At 64.0% G+C, this 15,780-nt stretch carries 17 protein-coding genes and 1 tRNA gene; 10 read left to right on the plus strand and 8 right to left on the minus strand.

All coding sequences use genetic code 11. The annotated features are described in order from the left end of the window. Nucleotides 1–11 precede the first annotated feature (11 nt). The 10 genes from uvrB (at nt 12) to I5803_RS01890 (ending at nt 8,468) form a co-directional block, all read left to right on the plus strand. Nucleotides 12–2,111 (plus strand): excinuclease ABC subunit UvrB, encoded by a 2,100-nt coding sequence (uvrB, locus tag I5803_RS01845; protein ID WP_231402320.1) that lies wholly within the window; start codon nt 12–14, stop codon nt 2,109–2,111. Nucleotides 2,112–2,337: 226 nt separating this feature from the next. Continuing rightward, nucleotides 2,338–2,874 carry a Fe-S cluster assembly transcriptional regulator IscR gene (iscR, locus tag I5803_RS01850; protein ID WP_196984721.1) on the plus strand — a complete coding sequence of 179 codons (537 nt, stop codon included), beginning with the start codon at nt 2,338–2,340 and terminating at the stop codon, nt 2,872–2,874. A gap of 58 nt (nt 2,875–2,932) precedes the next feature. Beyond that, nucleotides 2,933–4,153 carry an IscS subfamily cysteine desulfurase gene (locus tag I5803_RS01855; RefSeq protein ID WP_196984722.1) on the plus strand — a complete coding sequence of 407 codons (1,221 nt, stop codon included), beginning with the start codon at nt 2,933–2,935 and terminating at the stop codon, nt 4,151–4,153. Between the two features lie 43 nt (nt 4,154–4,196). Then, nucleotides 4,197–4,583 carry a Fe-S cluster assembly scaffold IscU gene (gene iscU, locus I5803_RS01860; RefSeq protein ID WP_196984723.1) on the plus strand — a complete coding sequence of 129 codons (387 nt, stop codon included), beginning with the start codon at nt 4,197–4,199 and terminating at the stop codon, nt 4,581–4,583. Between the two features lie 13 nt (nt 4,584–4,596). After that, entirely contained in the window at nt 4,597–4,920 is a 324-nt protein-coding gene (gene iscA, locus I5803_RS01865; RefSeq protein WP_196984724.1) for an iron-sulfur cluster assembly protein IscA, read from the plus strand. Continuing rightward, nucleotides 4,917–5,435, plus strand: coding sequence for a Fe-S protein assembly co-chaperone HscB (hscB, locus tag I5803_RS01870; RefSeq protein ID WP_196984725.1), 519 nt, complete (start codon nt 4,917–4,919; stop codon nt 5,433–5,435). Before iscA ends, hscB begins: the two co-directional genes overlap by 4 nt. A gap of 4 nt (nt 5,436–5,439) precedes the next feature. Next, on the plus strand, nt 5,440–7,293 hold the full coding sequence (gene hscA, locus I5803_RS01875; RefSeq protein ID WP_196984726.1) for a Fe-S protein assembly chaperone HscA: 1,854 nt from the start codon (nt 5,440–5,442) through the stop codon (nt 7,291–7,293). Further along, the gene (gene fdx, locus I5803_RS01880; protein WP_196984727.1) at nt 7,294–7,632 is read left to right on the plus strand and encodes an ISC system 2Fe-2S type ferredoxin; all 339 of its coding nucleotides are present in this window, start codon (nt 7,294–7,296) and stop codon (nt 7,630–7,632) included. A 9-nt stretch (nt 7,633–7,641) separates the two neighbouring features. Continuing rightward, nucleotides 7,642–8,355 (plus strand): DNA polymerase III subunit epsilon, encoded by a 714-nt coding sequence (dnaQ, locus tag I5803_RS01885; RefSeq protein WP_196984728.1) that lies wholly within the window; start codon nt 7,642–7,644, stop codon nt 8,353–8,355. Between the two features lie 38 nt (nt 8,356–8,393). Further along, nucleotides 8,394–8,468: transfer RNA gene (locus I5803_RS01890), tRNA-Val, on the plus strand. A gap of 14 nt (nt 8,469–8,482) precedes the next feature. Here the strand turns inward: I5803_RS01890 and I5803_RS01895 are convergent. The 8 genes from I5803_RS01895 to I5803_RS01930 all read right to left on the minus strand — a co-directional run bounded on the left by I5803_RS01895 (nt 8,483) and on the right by I5803_RS01930 (nt 15,780). Continuing rightward, nucleotides 8,483–9,562, minus strand: a complete 1,080-nt coding sequence (locus tag I5803_RS01895) for an isocitrate/isopropylmalate dehydrogenase family protein (RefSeq protein WP_196984729.1) — start codon at nt 9,560–9,562, stop codon at nt 8,483–8,485. Nucleotides 9,563–9,589: 27 nt separating this feature from the next. After that, nucleotides 9,590–10,480 carry a DMT family transporter gene (locus tag I5803_RS01900; RefSeq protein WP_196984730.1) on the minus strand — a complete coding sequence of 297 codons (891 nt, stop codon included), beginning with the start codon at nt 10,478–10,480 and terminating at the stop codon, nt 9,590–9,592. Between the two features lie 47 nt (nt 10,481–10,527). Next, the gene (locus I5803_RS01905; RefSeq protein ID WP_196984731.1) at nt 10,528–11,166 is read right to left on the minus strand and encodes a flavin reductase family protein; all 639 of its coding nucleotides are present in this window, start codon (nt 11,164–11,166) and stop codon (nt 10,528–10,530) included. 43 nt (nt 11,167–11,209) lie between these two features. Further along, nucleotides 11,210–12,205 carry an NAD-dependent epimerase/dehydratase family protein gene (locus tag I5803_RS01910; RefSeq protein WP_196984732.1) on the minus strand — a complete coding sequence of 332 codons (996 nt, stop codon included), beginning with the start codon at nt 12,203–12,205 and terminating at the stop codon, nt 11,210–11,212. A 1-nt stretch (nt 12,206) separates the two neighbouring features. After that, nucleotides 12,207–13,145, minus strand: a complete 939-nt coding sequence (locus I5803_RS01915; RefSeq protein WP_231402321.1) for a polysaccharide deacetylase family protein — start codon at nt 13,143–13,145, stop codon at nt 12,207–12,209. Between the two features lie 15 nt (nt 13,146–13,160). Then, complete coding sequence (locus I5803_RS01920; RefSeq protein ID WP_196984733.1) at nt 13,161–14,057, minus strand: polysaccharide deacetylase family protein; 897 nt, start codon at nt 14,055–14,057, stop codon at nt 13,161–13,163. Nucleotides 14,058–14,072: 15 nt separating this feature from the next. Then, nucleotides 14,073–14,897: a phytanoyl-CoA dioxygenase family protein gene (locus I5803_RS01925; RefSeq protein ID WP_196984734.1), complete on the minus strand. Its 825-nt coding sequence runs from the start codon at nt 14,895–14,897 to the stop codon at nt 14,073–14,075. A gap of 85 nt (nt 14,898–14,982) precedes the next feature. Continuing rightward, entirely contained in the window at nt 14,983–15,780 is a 798-nt protein-coding gene (locus I5803_RS01930; RefSeq protein ID WP_196984735.1) for an SDR family oxidoreductase, read from the minus strand.

The raw sequence follows: 15,780 nt of genomic DNA on the forward strand, positions 1-15,780 counted from the left end.
CACATAAGGCCATGCAAGAGATTTCAGAAGTCACCGAGGACAGGAAGGGCGAGTTCATCTCCTTCCCCGATTCCCCTTTCGAGCTGTTCCTGCCGTATCCGCCCGCGGGCGACCAGCCCGCCGCGATCGACAAGCTGGTGGAGGGCGTGCGCGACGGCGAGGTCTTCCAGACCCTGCTGGGCGTGACGGGCTCCGGCAAGACCTTCACCATGGCGAACGTGATCGCGCGCCTGGGGCGGCCGGCCATCGTGTTCGCGCCGAACAAGACCCTGGCCGCGCAGCTGTACAGCGAATTCCGTGAATTCTTCCCGCGCAACGCGATCGAGTACTTCGTCAGCTACTACGATTACTACCAGCCCGAGGCGTACGTCCCCCAGCGCGACCTGTTCATCGAGAAGGACAGCTCGATCAACGAGCACATCGAGCAGATGCGGCTGTCGGCCACGAAGAGCGTGCTGGAGCGCCGCGACACGATCATCGTCGCGACGGTGAGCGCGATCTACGGCATCGGCGCGCCCGAGGACTACACGCAGATGCGTTTCATCACGCGCGTGGGCGACAAGATCGGCCAGCGGGACATCATCAGCCAGCTGATCCGCATGCAGTACAACCGCAACGAGCAGGACTTCTCGCGCGGCACCTTCCGCGTGCGCGGCGACACGATCGACATTTTCCCCGCAGAGCACAGCGAGCTCGCGATCCGCGTGGAGCTCTTCGACGACGAGATCGAATCGCTGCAGCTGTTCGACCCGCTCACGGGGCGCATCCGCCAGAAGGTCCCGCGCTTCACGGTGTACCCGTCCAGCCACTACGTGACGCCGCGCGAGAAGGTGATGTCCGCCGTGGAGTCGATCAAGCTCGAACTGGGCGAGCGGCTGAAGGAGCTCGTCGGCATGGGCAAGCTGGTGGAGGCGCAGCGCCTGGAGCAGCGCACGCGCTTCGACCTGGAGATGCTCAGCGAGATCGGCCATTGCAAGGGCATCGAGAACTACACACGCCACCTGTCGGGCGCGCCGCCCGGGGCGCCGCCATCCACGCTCACGGACTACCTGCCCAAGGACTCGCTGATGTTCCTGGACGAGAGCCACCAGATGATCGGCCAGCTCGGGGCGATGTACAGCGGCGACCGTTCGCGCAAGACGACGCTGGTCGAATACGGCTTTCGCCTGCCGTCCGCGCTGGACAACCGGCCGCTGAAGTTCGAGGAGTTCGAGACGCGCATGCGCCAGGTGATCTTCGTGTCGGCCACCCCGGCGGCTTACGAGCAGGAGCATGCCGGCCAGGTCGTCGAACAGCTGGTGCGTCCCACGGGCTTGATCGACCCGGAAGTGGAGGTGCGCCCGGCCACCCACCAGGTGGACGACGTGCTGCAGGAGATCCGAATCCGCGTCGAGAAGAACGAGCGCGTGCTGATCACCACGCTCACCAAGAGGATGGCCGAGCAGCTCACGGACTACCTGTCCGACAACGGCGTCAAGGTGCGCTACCTGCACAGCGACATCGACACCGTCGAACGCGTGGAAATCCTGCGCGACCTGCGCCTGGGCACCTTCGACGTGCTGGTGGGCATCAACCTGCTGCGCGAAGGACTGGACATCCCGGAGGTCTCGCTCGTCGCCATCCTGGACGCCGACAAGGAAGGCTTCCTGCGCGCGGAGCGTTCGCTCATCCAGACCATCGGCCGGGCCGCGCGAAACCTGCACGGGCGGGCCATCCTCTACGCTGACCGGGTCACCGAATCGATGCAGAAAGCGATCGGCGAAACCGAGCGCCGCCGCGTCAAGCAGATCGCCCACAACGAGCTGCACGGCATCACACCCCGCAGCATCAAGAAGGAAGTGCGCGACCTGATCGACGGCGTGTACAGCGCCAAGACCGAGCGCGAGATGGAAAAGCAGGAGCTGCAGCGCGCGATGGTCGAGGACATGTCCGAGAAGGACATCGCCCGCGAGATCAAGCGGCTGGAAAAGCAGATGCTGGAGCACGCCCGCAACCTGGAATTCGAAAAGGCGGCGCGCGTGCGGGACCAGCTCGCGATCCTCAAGGAACAGGCTTTCGGCGCCGTCGTCCACGACAACGTGGTGCCCATCCAGGCCGGCCAGCGCAGCTGACGGGCCGAGCGCCCCTGCTGGGGTATACCCGAGCGAAACAATGGGCTTTCTGGTATACTTGACGGAATCACTCAAGAACAGCCCAAAACTCCAAAAAGTTCAATGAAGTCAATGGCTTGCACAGCATTGATGGAGGCCGGCGGGAGCCGGACCAGGGGATGGAGACGGGCCCCGGGAACTGGTTTCCCGGGGATTCAGGATAGGTAAGCAACACAAGGAGCTTGCGATGCGTCTCACTACCAAAGGCCGCTTTGCGGTCACCGCCATGATCGACCTGGCCCTGCGCCAGAACAACGGTCCGGTCACGCTGGCGGCCATCAGCCAGCGCCAGCAGATTTCTCTGTCGTACCTCGAGCAACTGTTCGGCAAGCTGCGCCGCCATGAGCTGGTGGAGTCCACCCGTGGCCCGGGCGGCGGGTACACGCTCGGCCGCAAGGCGGATGCGATTACCGTGGCCGACATCATCGTCTCGGTCGATGAACCCATCGATGCCACGCAGTGCGGCGGCAAGGAAAACTGCCATGGCGACGGCGGCCGCTGCATGACGCACGAGCTGTGGTCCCAGCTGAACCAGCGCATGGTCGAGTTCCTCGACTCCGTGACGCTGCAAAAGCTCGTGGACGACCAGCTCGCCAAGGGCATGCAGATCGAGGACAAGCCCGCGATGAAGCGCGCGATCTCGAGCCAGCCGGTGGTCAAGCCGATTCGCGTGAATGCGCCGAATTCGGTGTTCGCCCTTGGCAACTCGTTTGCCAAGTCCTAAGACTGCAACCCGTTCGCCAAGTCCCGACCAGCCACCCTTCGTTTTCAAAGATCCAGCCATGGACATGACCCCGCATTTCCCGATCTACATGGATTACGGCGCCACGACGCCGGTGGACCCGCGCGTCGTCGACGCGATGATCCCCTGGCTGCGCGAGCACTTCGGCAACCCGGCGTCGCGCAGCCATGCGTGGGGCTGGGAAGCGGAAGCCGCCGTGGAGAAGGCCCGCGGCGAAGTGGCCGACCTGATCGGCGCGGACCCGCGCGAGATCGTGTGGACCTCCGGCGCGACCGAATCGAACAACCTCGCGATCAAGGGCGCCGCCAACTTCTACAAGACGCGCGGCAAGCACCTCATCACCGTGAAGACCGAGCACAAGGCCGTGCTGGACACGATGCGCGAGCTCGAGCGCCAGGGCTTCGAGGTGAGCTATCTCGACGTGCGGGAAGACGGCATGCTCGACATGGACGTGCTCAAGGCCGCGATCCGGCCGGACACCATCCTCGTGAGCGTGATGTTCGTGAACAACGAGATCGGCGTGATCCAGGACATCCCGGCCATCGGCGCGCTGTGCCGCGAGAAGGGCATCATCTTCCACGTCGACGCGGCGCAGGCCACGGGCAAGGTGGAGATCGACGTCAAGAAGCTGCCTGTCGACTTGATGAGCCTCGCTTCGCACAAGACCTATGGCCCCAAGGGCATCGGCGCGCTGTACGTGTGCCGCAAGCCCCGCGTGCGCCTCGAAGCGCAGATCCACGGCGGCGGGCACGAGCGCGGCATGCGTTCGGGCACGCTCCCCACGCACCAGATCGTCGGCATGGGCGAAGCCTTCCGCATCGCCAAGGCCGAGATGGCGCAGGACAACGCCAAGGCGCGCGCGCTGCAGCAGCGCCTCCTGGACGGCCTGAAGGACGTCGAACAGGTGTTCATCAACGGCAACCTGGAACACCGGGTGCCGCAGAACCTCAACATCAGCTTCAACTTCGTCGAGGGCGAGTCGCTGATCATGGGCATCAAGGGTCTGGCGGTGTCGTCCGGTTCCGCCTGCACGTCGGCCTCGCTGGAGCCCAGCTACGTGCTGCGCGCCCTGGGCCGCAGCGACGAGCTCGCGCACAGCAGCCTTCGCATGACCATCGGCCGTTTCACGACCGAGGAAGAAATCGACTACGCGATCTCCACCATCCGGCAAAACGTCGCGCGCCTGCGCGAGTTGAGCCCGCTGTGGGAGATGTACCAGGATGGCGTCGATATCTCGGCCATCCAGTGGTCCGCGCATTGAGACACGAGAGACACGAGAGACACGAGAGACACAGGAGTTCACCATGGCTTATTCCGAAAAAGTCGTAGACCACTACGAAAACCCCCGCAACGTCGGCTCCTTCGACAAGGGTGACGAGTCCGTCGGCACCGGCATGGTGGGCGCGCCCGCCTGCGGCGACGTGATGAAGCTGCAGATCAAGGTCAACCCGCAGACGGGCGTGATCGAGGACGCGCGCTTCAAGACCTACGGCTGCGGCTCCGCCATCGCCTCCAGCTCGCTCGTGACCGAATGGGTCAAGGGCAAGACGCTGGACCAGGCCGCGGCGCTGAAGAACAGCCAGATTGCCGAAGAGCTCGCGCTGCCGCCGGTGAAGATCCACTGCTCGATCCTCGCCGAAGACGCCATCAAGGCGGCTGTCGACGACTACAAGAAGAAGCACGCTCACTGATCGTTCCGGACGTATGGCAATCTCCCTGACAGAAGCGGCGGCACGGCACGTCACGCGGTATCTCGGCAAGCGCGGCAAGGGCGTCGGCGTGCGCCTGGGCGTGAAGACCACGGGTTGCTCCGGCCTCGCGTACAAGCTCGAATACGTGGACGAGATCGCGCCCGAGGACGTCGTGTTCGAAGACCACGGCGTCAAGGTGCTGATCGACCCCAAGAGCCTTGCCTACATCGACGGAACGCAGCTCGACTTCGTCCGCGAAGGGCTGAACGAAGGCTTCAAGTTCAACAACCCGAACGAACGCGACCGCTGCGGCTGCGGGGAATCGTTCCGGGTGTGAACCTCCAGTCGACGGATTTCGAGCTGTTCGGCCTGCCCGAGCGGTTCGAGCAGGACCGCGGCGCCATCGACGCGCGCTGGAAGGAACTGCAGCGCGAAGCCCATCCCGACCGCTTCTCCGCCCAGGGCCATGCGGCCCAGCGCGTGGCCATGCAATGGTCGGTGCGCATCAACGAAGCGTACAAGCGCCTGGGCGATCCGCTCCAACGCGCCGCCTACCTGTGCGAATTGCGCGGCGCACCCATCGAGGCGGAGAACAACACGGCCATGCCCGCGGACTTCCTGGTCGAGCAGATGGAGTGGCGCGAGCAGCTCGATGAAGCACGCAGCGCGCAAGACCTCGAAGCGCTCGAGGGCGTGCTCGATCGGTCACGCCAGGACATCCTGAAGCGGATCGCATCGCTCCTGGATGACACGGGCGACGCCAGGGCCGCGGCCCGGCAGGTGAGAGCCCTCATGTTCATCGAGAGATTCGCGCACGACGTGGAGCAACGCGTCGATCAACTGGGACAATAGTCCGATGGCGCTCCTACAGATTTCAGAACCCGGGCAAGCCCCCGATCCGCACCAGCGCCGCATCGCCGTGGGCATCGACCTGGGCACGACGCATTCGCTCGTCGCTGCCGTGCGAAGCGGCGTGGCCGAGTGCCTGCCCGATGCACAGGGCCGCGTCATCCTTCCATCGGTCGTTCGGTATCTCGAGGACGGCGGGCGGCAGATCGGTCACGACGCCCATGCCGCGCAGGCGGACGATCCGGAAAACACGATCGCTTCGGTGAAGCGCTTCATGGGGCGGGGCCTCACCGACATCGCCAGTCGCGAGAAGCTGCCCTACCGGTTCATCGACCAGCCCGGCATGGTGACGCTGCACACCCGTGCCGGCGAGAAGTCGCCCGTGGAGATCAGCGCGGAGATCCTCGCGACGCTACGCTTTCGCGCGGAAGACACTTTCGACGATGACCTCTACGGCGCCGTGATCACCGTGCCCGCGTACTTCGACGATGCGCAGCGGCAGGCCACCAAGGACGCCGCCCAGCTCGCGGGCATCAAGGTGCTGCGGCTGATCAACGAGCCCACCGCGGCTGCAATCGCCTACGGCCTGGACAACGCGAGCGAAGGTGTCTATGCCGTCTACGACCTCGGTGGCGGCACCTTCGACATCTCCATCCTGCGGCTGGCGCGCGGCGTGTTCGAAGTCGTTGCGACCGGCGGCGACTCCGCGCTCGGGGGCGACGACTACGACCGCGCACTGGCGGACCACGTGCTGGCGAAGTCCGGCGTGACGCTCCAGGCTGCCGGCGACAAGGCGGCGATCAAGATGGCGGCGCGCGTGGCGAAGGAAGAACTCTCATCTTCCGAACGTGCCGCGATACGCGTCCCCAATTCGAGCGAAGTGATCCATGTTTCGCGCGCCGACTTCGAAGCGGCGACGGCCGAACTCACGGCTCGCACCATCGCCGCCGTGCGCAAGGCTTTGCGCGACGCGAAGATGGGCAAGGACGACATCCGCGGCGTCGTGATGGTGGGCGGCTCCACCCGCATGCCGCAGGTGCGGCGTGCCGTGGCCGAATTCTTCGGCCGCGAACCGTTGACCAACCTCAACCCCGATGAAGTCGTGGCGCTGGGCGCCGCGATCCAGGCGAACCAGCTGGCCGGCAACGACTCCGCCGGCGACCTGCTCCTGCTCGACGTGATCCCGCTGTCCCTGGGCATCGAGACCATGGGCGGCCTTGTCGAGCGCATCGTGCCGCGCAACGAGACCATTCCCACCGCGAAGGCGCAGGACTTCACCACCTACCAGGATGGCCAGACGGCGCTTGCGCTGCACGTCGTCCAGGGTGAGCGCGACCTCGTCAAGGATTGCCGCAGCCTCGCACGCTTCGAGCTGCGCGGCATCCCGCCGATGGTGGCCGGCGCCGCGCGCATCCGCGTCACATTCACCGTGGATGCCGACGGGCTCTTGAGCGTGTCGGCGCGCGAACAGGGCAGCGGCGTCGAGGCACGCATCGATGTGAAGCCTTCCTACGGCCTGTCCGACGAGCAGATCGCCCGGATGCTGCAGGAAAGTTTCACGACGGCGGAAGAGGACATGAAGGCCCGCTCGATCGCCGAGGCGAAGCTCGACGCGAACCGCATGTTGCTCGCGACGCAGACCGCGCTGGACGCCGATGGACAACTGCTCGACGCGCAGGAGCGCGCGCGCATCGACGCCCTCATGGCCTCGCTGCGCGCCATCGCGGACAACAGCGTGGACGCCGCCGCGATCGAAGCGGCAACCGAGGCGCTGGCCAAAGGCACGGAAGCCTTCGCGGCCGAGCGCATGAATCACGGCATCCAGAAAGCGCTGGCAGGCAAGAACGTGGAGACGATTTAAGTGGCCATCATCAAGATCCTGCCCCATCCGGAATACTGTCCGCAGGGCGCCCAAGTCGAGGCGCCTGCGGGCACGTCGATCTGTGAGGCGTTGCTGGACAACGACATCGCGATCGAACATGCGTGCGACATGAGTTGCGCCTGCACGACTTGCCACGTGATCGTGCGAGAGGGCTTCAAGTCCCTCAACGAAATGGACGAGAACGAGGAAGATTTGCTGGATCGGGCGTGGGGGCTGGAGCCCAACTCGCGCCTGTCCTGCCAGGCGATCGTGGCGCAGGAGAACCTGGTGGTGGAAATTCCGAAATACTCGATCAACCACGCGAAAGAGAACCACTAAAATCGCGGCATGCGCCAGATCGTCCTCGACACCGAAACCACCGGGTTGTCCGCCGAAGGCGGCGACCGCATCATCGAAATCGGCTGCGTCGAACTCGTCGCACGCAAGCTCACCGGCAACAACAAGCACTTCTACCTGAATCCCGAGCGCGACAGCCACGAGGACGCGCTCAAGGTGCACGGCATCAGCAACGAGTTCCTGCGCGACAAGCCGAAGTTCGCGGCGATCGCCGACGAATTGATGGATTATTGCGCGGGCGCCGAGATCATCATCCACAACGCCGCGTTCGACGTCGCCTTCCTGAACAAGGAACTCGAGCTGCTCGGCAAGCCCGGCTTCAGGACGTTCTGCGCGCAGGTCACCGACACGCTCGCGATGGCCAAGGAGATGTACCCGGGCAAGCGCAACAGCCTGGACGCGCTGTGCGACCGCCTGGGCGTGGACAACTCCAGCCGCACGCTGCACGGCGCGCTGCTGGACGCCGAACTGCTGGCCGACGTCTACATCAACCTGACGCGCGGCCAGGACGCGCTGCTGATCGATATCCAGGACAACGACACCATGGGCGGTATCGTCACGCGCGTGGACCTCACGCAGTTCACGCTGCAGGTGCTGCTCGCGAACGACCAGGAGACCAGTGCCCACGAGGAAGTGCTCAAGCAGTTGGACAAGGCGAGCGGAGGCAAGACGCTCTGGCGGATCCAGACTCAGCCTATGGCATAATCTGAGGCTGTCCCGCAAGGGGCAGTCTCGAGAGAGAAGGGTGATTAGCTCAGCGGTAGAGCACTGCCTTCACACGGCAGGGGTCGCAGGTTCAAACCCTGCATCACCCACCAGCGGATTCAACGAGTTACGGCACCTTGGGGTGCCCTTCGTTGAGGAGGCGCGCCACGAACGCCGCTCCCGTTTCACGCGTGCCGCGCTTGCCGCCAACATCGCGCGTCACCTCGTTTGCCGCCACCGCCGACACGGCAGTTCTTTCAATGGCGGCACTTGCGTCCAGAAAAGATTGATTGCCCTTGCGTTGGCCATACCAGCCCAGCAACATGCCTGCTGACAGGATCAGCGAGAACGGATTGGCAATGTCCTGGCCTGCGATATCGGGTGCGCATCCATGGGCAGCCTGCCCCATGGCGTGGTCGTAGCCAGCATTCAGTGAGCCACCCAGCCCGATGCTTCCTGATAACTCGGCCGTCAAGTCCGACAAGATGTCGCCGAACATGTTGGTCGTCACGATCACGTCGAAGCGTTGCGGCGCACGCACGACATGCGCCATCATGGCGTCGACGATAAATTCGTCGATCTGAACGCCCGAAAACTCCTTGCCTATCTGGCGACAGATGTCGATGAACATGCCATCGCCCATTTTCAGGACATTCGCCTTGTGCACGATGGTGACGTGCCTGTTGCGTGTCATCGCCAGCTCAAAGGCAGAGCGCGCGATTCGTTCGCAGCACTTTCGGGTGATTCGCCGCAGCGAAATGACCACGTCGGGCGTGACCAACATTTCGCTGCTGCCCGACTCGATGTTGCGGTCGGAGTAGAAGCCCTCCGTGTTTTCGCGCACCACGACGAGGTCAAATTCACCCAACCGGGCCCGCATGCCCGGATAAGTCCGGGCGGGTCGAATATTGGCGTACAAGTCCAGGTTTTTTCGAAAGAACATGGACGGGTTGATTTCCCCTCTGGATTCATCCTTGAACTCATAGGTTGCCATCGGCCCCAGCATCAGGCCGTCGGCTGACCGAACCTTTTCAAGCAGCGCAGCGGTCACGGTGGCGCCATGCTGCTTCAGGCTTTCGTGGCCGGCAATGTCGTGTACGAGTTCGAGGTTCAAGCTGAAACGCCTGGACGCCGCTTCGAGTACGGCAACCGTCGCAGCCATGGTCTCGGGGCCGATGCCATCACCTGGCAAAACAACGATTTTCATAAAACCTTCGCGTAAGGAATGACGCATTCAACGTGCAGTGCGGTTCACCAGAAAAACACCGGCAATCGCGAGCACGCAACCGGCAAGCTTGCTGGCAGTCAGTGGCTCGTTGAGGAACAACCAGCCGAAACCCACTCCCAGCAGCGGCACCAGGTTGTTGAACACCACCGTCTTTGCGGCGCCTATGTGGCTGATGCCCTGGGAATACCAGACGAAGGCAATGGCCGTGCCGAACACGCCGGTGTAGATGCAGCAGGCGATGACCCCCGGGGTGAACGCGCTGGAAGTGATGCCGGCCCATTCCGGAACCGCAATGATCGCCAGGAAGAGCGTGCCCCAGAGCGATGCCAGCAGCGACGCGACCATTGCCTCCATGGTGCGTAGGGTCTTGCGGCCTTGAAGCGTGTAGGTCGACCATCCGAGCACAGCGGCCAGCATGGCGAGCTCCCCCTTGCCAAAGGACATCGACAGGTTGGCGAAGTCTCCTCGCGCGACCACGATCCAGACGCCTGCGACCGCCATCACGACGCCCAGCCAGCGCGCGGGCGAGATGCGTTCGCGCAGGAACACCGCCGCGAGCAGCAAGGTCGCGACAGGGTTGAGCGCGACAAAGACGGAGGTGCGGCTGGCTTCCATCAAGCTCGCGGCGTAAAACACACACAGGTTGTAGAGCAGGATTCCGCTGGCGCCCATCACCATGGTCCCGATCAACTGCGGGCGGGTGACCTGTCTCAGTACGCCAAGGCCCTGGGAAAAATGAAGCGTCCCCGCCAGCACCAGGCCCGCCACCACGAACCGGAGCAGGGCGGCAGTCGCAGGTGGCAGGCTTGCCGAAATGGTCCGGGCCGCGACGAAGGTTCCGGCCCAGAATATGGCGACGCCGGTGAGCTTGAGGTAGGTAGGCCAGAGCGGGCGCAAGCGACTTGCCGAAGCTTCCGGCGAAACTTCCCCGGTCGTTGAAGTATTCAAACGTCGGCTTGATTCGCAAGCCAGTCGGCATGGCCCGGCACCACCATCTCGAAATGGTCACGGGTTCGCGTATAGAGCCTGCCGAACATGCGGCCGATCGGGTGGTACTTCTCCGGATCGATGTAGTGGGTGACGGGGTCGAGCAAGCCATCGCGCACATGCATCATGACGACCTTGCCCAGCGCGATGTTTCTACCGGGGCTGACCTGCAGCAGCGCGATGCGCTCGCATTCGAAGGCCACGGGCGCCGCGACGATGCGTTTCGGTTTGACCAGGCTCGATTCGGCAAGCTCCAGCTTGGCGTGACTGGTTTCGCTTTCACCACTGGGGAAATCGATGGCGCAGATATTCATGGCCTGCGCGAGTGCCTCATCGACCATGTGGACAACGTATTGCCCGTTGTCGCGGATGTTGATCGTCGTGTCTTTCAGGGCGCCGCTCCCACGTTTGGTCTCCAGGCCCAGCACGAGGACCGGTGGGTTCTCGCCCATGACATTGAAGAAACTGAAAGGCGCGGCGTTGTCGCCGCCCTTTTCCGACCAGGTACTCACGAGCGCGATAGGGCGCGGCACGATGGTGGATGAGAGCAGCTTGTACTGGTCCGCAGGGGGAAGGGCGTTGATGTCGATTTTCATGGAGCGCTTTTCGGAGCACGTATGCGGAAAACGGTTCAAGGATTCAGTGGAAGTAGCTGCTGTGGCTTGCCAGCCACCCGGCGTAATCGGCCAACGCTGGGGCAGCCGTGAACTGCGGCGAAAAATGCAGATCGCCGCGAAGGCGGTCCGTGCTCAGCGTGGTGCGAGGGCGGTTGTCCGGAAAATGGATCGTAGGGATATCGGCTTCGGACCGGTAGCGCCATGAGAAGCCTGGCATGCGTCCCTGGAGCATGTCGCACCACTGCGGCAGCACGCCACTCCAATCCGCATTGACCGACAGGTTGTAAACCTTGTGGGCGGGGCGTTGGGCGGACAGCAGCAGCATCAAGGCGTCGGCGAGGTCGCGGCTGTAGATCATCTCGCGCGGTGCATACACCTCGGGCAGGACGGCTGGCTTGCCTCGCGCCGCAGCCGCGGCGACCTGGCAGAAGGGGCTGAGCAGGTCGCGCACCTGGGTGTTGCCTTCCCACGGACCGAAGACCGCACCGATGCGACCCGCGATGACGTCCAGGCCCCAGGCCTTTCCCAACTTCAAGGCCGCCCGTTCGGCGGCGTACTTCGTGATGGCGTAGAGACTGTCGGGGACCGGTGGAGTCGTCTCTTCATCGAGTGGCGCGGTTCCATACAGATGCTCGCCGTAGACCGTCAGCGAGCTCGGAAACAGCAGCCTCTGCACACCCGCCTGCGCCGCCGCTCGCACGATGGCAAGGGTTGCCGACAAGTTGACGTCGATGATCTGCTGGGGCGCAAGCGATTCCCGGGCGGGGCCGGGTGTGATCGCCGCGCCATGGAAGACGTGCGTGATGCCTCCCGCACCGAAGACCCGCTCGATGTGGCTGGCATTGCAGACATCCCCAGTTTCAACGCGCACGCGTGCCCGCGCGTCGCCGATGGCCTGCATGAAGGGCGCAGGCGGCTCGCGCAAGTCGAAGAAGTCAACCTGGTGACCGTGCCCGAGCAGGGCTTGCGCCAGGTTGAGGCCGACGAACCCCGTCCCGCCAGTGATCAGGACGCGCATCTCAGCCCGACACCAGGGTGTCCGGTGGCATCGAGTAGCAATAGTCCGCGATCTCGCCGGGGCGCGTGAACCAGACACGGTCGGCCTGCGGGTGGGTCTTGCAGTGCTTGAGCGCCTGGCGCAGCGGCCCCAGGCGAAATGGCTGGCCGACGACGAACGTATGCAGTGCGATGGGGCAGACCAAGGGCTGGCGCTCCGACTGCCTGAGCATCTCGTCGAACTGGTCGACGATCATGTCGGCGAACTCGCGTGCCGAATGATGGCGAAATACGATCGCCGGGGAATCGTTGACTTCGATGGGATAAGGCACCGACAGGATCTTTCCTGCGCGCGTGTTCATCCAGATCGGTTGGTCATCGCAGGCCCAGTCGAGCAGATAGGTGTAGCCCGCCTCCTTGAGCAAGTCGGGCGTCACCCAGGTCTCGGCCAGCCAGGGGCCCAGCCAGCCTTTGGGTGGCTTGCCTTCGTTGCGGTTGAGGGCCGCGGTGGCCTCGGCGATCAGGCGCCGCTCGTCCTCTTCCCACGCGGGAAGAATGCGCTCGGCGTTGGTGCGGCCGTGGCCGATGACTTCATCCCCCCGCGCGCGGATGCGCTTGAAGATTTCGGGATGGGCGTCGTAGAGGAACGAGTTCACGTTGTGGCACGCCGGCAGGTCGAGTTCGTCCACCAGGTCCAGCATCCGGGACAGGCCCACACGGTTGCCGTAGTCGCGCCACGCGTAACTGCGATGGTTGGGCGCCGGGTTCGCCAGCCCGACGTCCGAGCCCATGCCCGCGCCGAAGGCAAAGTACTCGATGTTGAAACACAGGTAGAAAGCCAGCCGCTTGCCACCGGGCCAGCTGAAATCCTTGCGCTGGTCGATGACGGAAAACGGATAGCGATCGTGCGTCGGCAGCGGCATGCGTGTCGGCGGCGTGGTGGGGGCTTTGCCAGTTGTCATGTGAGGTACCGTGCGTCAGACCATGATGCCCGGCGGCAGCGCGGCGCAGTGGTCGTAGATTTCCCCGGGGCGCGTGATCCAGACCTTGTCGCGCTGCGGATGGTTGACGATGTGCTCGATCGCCTTGCGCAGCGAATGGAGGCGATGAGGCTGGCCGACGATCATGGTGTGCAGCGCAATGCCGAGCACCAGGGGTTGCCGTTCGGACTGGCGCAGCATTTCCTCGAACTGGTAGACGATCATGTTGGCGAACTCTTCGCCGGAGTGGTGGCGCACCAGTACCTGTGGGGAGTCGTTGATCTCCAGCGAATAGGGCATGGACATCAGCTTGCCGCCGTCGCGCGTCCGCAGCCAGATCGGCTGGTCGTCGCAAGGCCAGTCCATCTCGAACAGGTAGCCGGCCTCCTTGAGGAGGTCAGGGGTGACACGGCTCTGCGACATCCAGGGACCCATCCAGCCACGTGGCGCGCGACCGGTTCTCTCGAGGATGGTGTCCCGGACCGCGGCGATCATGTGCGCTTCGTCAGCTTCCCACCACTGGCCCTGCCGCTCCGCATTGGTGCGGCCGTGGCCGATGATTTCATCGCCCCGCGCGATGATCGGCTCGATCACTTCGGGGCAATAGTCGAATACGGCGGTGTTGACCAGATGGCAGGCCGGCAGGCCGAATTCTTCGAGCAGGTCGAACAGCCGCCAGACGCCGACCCGGTTGCCATAGTCGCGCCACGCAAAGGTGCGCGCATCGGGCGGGGGGAGTTCGTTGGAGACGGCATGGCCCAGGCCCGCACCGAATGCAAAGTGCTCGATGTTCAGCGCGAAGTAGATTCCAAGACGCTTGCCATCCGGAAACGAATAGTCCGGACGGCGGGGAATGGCCGAATAGTCGTAGCGGCCGTGGTGGGGAAGATGCATGTCGAACTCGTTGGATCAGTACTTGGCAGCCTGTTCGTCGTTCGAGGCGCGAAACCGGGCGACTGCGTCCGCGTGGAATTTCCGCTCGGCGGTCCCGTAGTCGGTTTGCGGACGCGGCTCGTCGTCGTAGTACCCATATTCGTCGACGCCGCGCACCAGGGCTGAGGTCAGGCGTGTCTTGCTGGTGCTGCGGGCGTTCGTCGGGATGTAGCTGAAACCCAGCCCGACGCGGCGGAAATTGGTTTCGTTGGGGCCCGAGCAGTGCACCAGGTAGGTGTCGTGCAATGACATCTGCCCCGCCGCCACTGGCATGAATTCGGTGTGCGATTTGTCGAAGGGCACGTCAACGGTCTGCCCCTTCGAAAGCAGAATGTTGTTGGTGTGATTTTCCGCGTGATGAAGTTGCCCCAATCTTTGAGAGCCTGGAACGACTTCCATGCAGCCAGCCGCGACCGGCGCATCGGAAAGCGCGACCCACGCGGTGATCTGGGTGCTGGGGTCGAGGCCGAAATAGGTCGCGTCCTGGTGCCAGCCGATGTAGGCCGGGTCATTGGCCTTCTTCGGCCACACCGACAGGTGAAAGAGGCGGATGTTCGGGCCGATCAGGTCTTCGACCGCGTCGAGCACGGCAGGGTGCCGGGCGATCTCGTCCACCCACTTGAAAAGCAGGTGCGGTTTGAAGTTGAAGCCCTTGCCCAGCTCCAGGTTCTGCGATTGCTCGAAGGACTCGAGCATGTCGAGGTATGCCTTGGCCTGCTCACGGCTGAACACGTCAATGGGCGCGACAAATCCCTTGTGGTTGAAGTGATCGATCTGGTCTTGGCTGAGTTTTTTACCCATGGTGATCTCCTTTGATGAACCTTGGAAGGTGGACGAATGGAAAGAGTTGAATCGGTGGAAGTTCGCTCGGCGGGCGGCGCACGACCTACATCGCGGACCACCCGCCATCGACGAACAGCTGGCTGCCGGTGGTAAAGGACGAGTCATCCGACGCAAGGAAAAGTGCCGCACGCGCGACCTCTTCCGGTTGTCCGAACCGCTGCATCGCGTGGCGATTTGCCCAGCGCTCGCGCGTCGCGGCCGGATCCGGATATCGGGTGAGCGATTTGCGCGACATCGCGGTGTCGATCACACCCGGCATCAGCACGTTGACGCGGATGCCGTCGCGCGCATGGTCGACGGCCATGGTCTTCGCAAGGGTGGCGAGCGCGCCTTTGGAGGCAATGTAGGCGGCATTGTTCCCGGCGCTGGACGCGACAAGCTGCGAGCCCAGGAGAATGACCGAGCCGCTGCAACGCTCGATCATGTGGGGCAGCGCCTCATGCATCCAGAGGTAGCTGCCCTTGACGTTCACTGCGAAGACCTTGTCCCACATGGCTTCGTCGATCGTGGCGACGGTGCCGCCGACGGAGATGCCGGAGCACGGCATGACCACGTCGATGCGACCCCAACGCGCGACGATCGCCGCGACCGTCTCGCGAGCGGCGATGCCGGCGGTGACGTCCGCGACGCCGGTGAATACTTCCGCGCCCTGGAGGCGCAATTTCCCCGCCACCTGCTCGAGGCCGGTGCCATCGATGTCGATAAGGGCGACTTTCGAGCCGTGCGACGCAAAGAGCTCGGCCGTCGCGGCGCCTATGCCCGAGGCCGCCCCCGTGATGATGCTGACGCGGCCCGCGAGTTTTTGAGACGACGCCGGCATGCTGCCTGCAGGATGGGTCAT

The organism is Caenimonas aquaedulcis, from assembly GCF_015831345.1.
Taxonomy (GTDB): Bacteria; Pseudomonadota; Gammaproteobacteria; order Burkholderiales; family Burkholderiaceae_C; genus Ramlibacter; species Ramlibacter aquaedulcis.